The organism is Stenotrophomonas nitritireducens (assembly GCF_001700965.1).
Lineage (GTDB): Bacteria > Pseudomonadota > Gammaproteobacteria > Xanthomonadales > Xanthomonadaceae > Stenotrophomonas > Stenotrophomonas nitritireducens_A.
This window is the reverse complement of the sequence record NZ_CP016756.1, coordinates 2,217,501-2,220,000: the sequence shown is the minus strand read 5'-3', so window position 1 is coordinate 2,220,000 and position 2,500 is coordinate 2,217,501. Positions and strand designations below refer to the sequence as shown.

Below are 2,500 nucleotides of genomic sequence, written 5' to 3'. Positions count from 1 at the left end.
CGGTAACACGCACTGGAGGCCCGAACCCACTCCCGTTGCAAAGGTAGGGGATGAGGTGTGATTAGGAGTGAAAAGCTAATCGAACCCGGAGATAGCTGGTTCTCCTCGAAAGCTATTTAGGTAGCGCCTCATATGTATCCTCTCGGGGGTAGAGCACTGTTATGGCTAGGGGGTCATCGCGACTTACCAAACCATTGCAAACTCCGAATACCGAGACGGACTGTATGGGAGACACACGGCGGGTGCTAACGTCCGTCGTGAAAAGGGAAACAACCCAGATCCACAGCTAAGGTCCCAAATTTACTGCTAAGTGGAAAACCATGTGGAAAGGCACAGACAGCCAGGAGGTTGGCTTAGAAGCAGCCACCCTTTAAAGAAAGCGTAATAGCTCACTGGTCGAGTCGGTCTGCGGGGAAGATTTAACGGGGCTAAGCAGTAAACCGAAGCTTGGAGTGTGCATATTTATATGTACGCGGTAGAGGAGCGTTCCGTAAGCCTGTGAAGGTGAGTTGAGAAGCTTGCTGGAGGTATCGGAAGTGCGAATGCTGACATGAGTAACGATAATGCGGGTGAAAAACCCGCACGCCGAAAGCCCAAGGTTTCCTTGCGCAACGTTAATCGGCGCAGGGTGAGTCGGCCCCTAAGGCGAGGCAGAAATGCGTAGTCGATGGGAAGCAGGTTAATATTCCTGCACCTCGCGTAAGTGCGATGGAGGGACGGAGAAGGTTAGGTGTACCAGGCGTTGGTTGTCCTGGGGAAAGGCGGTAGGTTTGAATCTTTGGCAAATCCGGGATTCTTTAAGACCGAGCACCGAGACGAGCCTTTAAGGCGAAGTCACTGATACCACGCTTCCAGGAAAAGCTCCTAAGCTTCAGCTTACGCAGACCGTACCGTAAACCGACACAGGTGGGTAGGATGAGAATTCTCAGGCGCTTGAGAGAACTCGGGTGAAGGAACTAGGCAACATGGCACCGTAACTTCGGGAGAAGGTGCACCCTTTTTGGTGGCTCATGCGAGCTATAGCTGAAGAGGGTCGCAGTAACCAGGCCGCTGCGACTGTTTATCAAAAACACAGCACTCTGCAAACACGAAAGTGGACGTATAGGGTGTGACGCCTGCCCGGTGCTGGAAGGTTAATTGATGGGGTCAGCCGCAAGGCGAAGCTCTTGATCGAAGCCCCAGTAAACGGCGGCCGTAACTATAACGGTCCTAAGGTAGCGAAATTCCTTGTCGGGTAAGTTCCGACCTGCACGAATGGCGTAACGACAGCGGCGCTGTCTCCACCCGAGACTCAGTGAAATTGAAATCGCTGTGAAGATGCAGCGTTCCCGTGGCAAGACGGAAAGACCCCGTGAACCTTTACTATAGCTTTACACTGAACGTTGAGTTCGTCTGTGTAGGATAGGTGGGAGGCTATGAAACTGTGGCGCTAGCTGCAGTGGAGCCATCCTTGAAATACCACCCTGTCGTGCTTGACGTTCTAACCTAGGTCCATTATCTGGATCGGGGACCGTGTATGGTGGGTAGTTTGACTGGGGCGGTCTCCTCCTAAAGAGTAACGGAGGAGCTCGAAGGTACGCTCAGCGCGGTCGGACATCGCGCACTGTGTGCAAAGGCATAAGCGTGCTTGACTGCAAGATCGACGGATCAAGCAGGTAGGAAACTAGGACTTAGTGATCCGGTGGTTCTGTATGGAAGGGCCATCGCTCAACGGATAAAAGGTACTCCGGGGATAACAGGCTGATACCGCCCAAGAGTTCATATCGACGGCGGTGTTTGGCACCTCGATGTCGGCTCATCACATCCTGGGGCTGTAGTCGGTCCCAAGGGTATGGCTGTTCGCCATTTAAAGTGGTACGCGAGCTGGGTTCAGAACGTCGTGAGACAGTTCGGTCCCTATCTGCCATGGGCGTTGGAAGTTTGAGAGGGGCTGCTCCTAGTACGAGAGGACCGGAGTGGACGAACCTCTGGTGTTCCGGTTGTCACGCCAGTGGCATTGCCGGGTAGCTATGTTCGGAAGCGATAACCGCTGAAAGCATCTAAGCGGGAAGCGCGCCTCAAGATGAGACTTCCCGGGGCACAAGCCCCCTAAAGGAACCATATAGACTATGTGGTTGATAGGTCAGGTGTGTAAGTACAGCAATGTATTGAGCTAACTGATACTAATGATCCGTGTGGCTTGACCATATAACCTCAAGTTGCCTTGGCCGACATGACATGTCGATAGACTCCAAGTGCACGCTACGTCACAAGACCAAACGCGAGACAGGCGCCGTAGGCCCTTTCCTGGATGGAATGCAGTTACCTGCACACCGCCCAGAAAGAAAACACGAGCGACGCTCCAACTGTCTCCCTGATGAAATTAGCGCTATGGAACCACCCGATCCCATCCCGAACTCGGAAGTGAAACGTAGCCGCGCCGATGGTAGTGCAGCCTAAGCTGTGCGAGAGTAGGTCATCGTCAGGGTTTTATCTAAAAACCCCGCTGCTCACGCAGCGG

At 53.4% G+C, this 2,500-nt stretch carries 2 rRNA genes (1 of these 2 running past the window's edge); both read left to right on the top strand.

What is annotated here, in order from left to right:
- Positions 1-2,187: ribosomal RNA gene (locus tag BCV67_RS09425) — 23S ribosomal RNA — on the top strand (it extends 692 nt beyond the left edge of the window).
- A gap of 165 nt (positions 2,188-2,352) precedes the next feature.
- Positions 2,353-2,467, top strand: a 5S ribosomal RNA gene (rrf, locus tag BCV67_RS09420).
- Positions 2,468-2,500 lie beyond the last annotated feature (33 nt).